This window comes from Apilactobacillus apinorum, from assembly GCF_001281175.1.
GTDB lineage: Bacteria > Bacillota > Bacilli > Lactobacillales > Lactobacillaceae > Apilactobacillus > Apilactobacillus apinorum.
On record NZ_KQ440402.1, the window covers coordinates 1 to 917 of the forward strand.

Annotated in this window: 1 protein-coding gene; it reads left to right on the forward strand. The window is 32.0% G+C overall.

What is annotated here, in order from left to right; translation table 11 throughout:
- Positions 1–32: 32 nt before the first annotated feature.
- Positions 33–917, forward strand: an 885-nt coding sequence (locus RZ74_RS06840; protein ID WP_269147717.1) for an IS3 family transposase, incomplete at its 3' end; no start/stop codon positions are given.

Consider the following 917-nt stretch of genomic DNA (forward strand, 5'->3'; position numbering starts at 1 on the left):
TACTTACAAGCTAAGGTTGCATACTTGGAAAAATTGGACGCCTTGATTCAAAGCAAAAAGTCACCAACAAAGAAAAAGCACAAATAATAAATGAGTTAAGGCGAGAAATGAATGTTCCATTATTTGTGTTACTAGATATTGCCGAGATGTCTAGTAGTAGTTACTACGATGCATGTCAACGCGACTACGAAGTTGATGACCAAACGGTCATCAATGAAATAAAAGTAATTAGAACTGAATTTAAAGACTACGGATATAGAAGAGTAACCATTGAATTAAAACACCGAGGATATAATATTAATCATAAAAAAGTCCTTCGTATTATGAAGAACGAAGGACTCTTATGTGATAGTTATAAACGAAGCATTAGAAAATATAATTCTTATAAAGGTACTTGTGGTAAGGTCGCAAGTAATAGACTAAGAAGACGATTTACAACAGACCGACCATACCAAAAGATAGTTACAGACGTTACTGAACTTAGATGGGGAAACAAAACAACATCAGAAAGAGCCTACTTCACTGCATTTATGGATTTATACAATGGTGAAATAATTTCTTGGAATATAGGACTACATCCAAACGTTGATTTTGTAGTTTCTCCATTAAATGAATTAATGGGATTACGTCCCAAAACTAATTACAGAATGACCGTTCATTCAGATCAAGGATTTCAGTATCAAAATGGTAGATATATCAATGTTTTAAAAAGTAATAAAGTTTTTCAAAGCATGAGCAGAAAAGCAACATGTCTAGATAATGCTTGTATAGAGAGTTTTTTCAACCAACTAAAAGTTGGAACTGTTCATAATAATGATTTTAATGATTATAATTCCCTTAACCAATCGGTTAAGGAATATATATCTTATTACAATAATTATAGGATAAAACAAAAACTGGGAGGAATGTCACCGGTT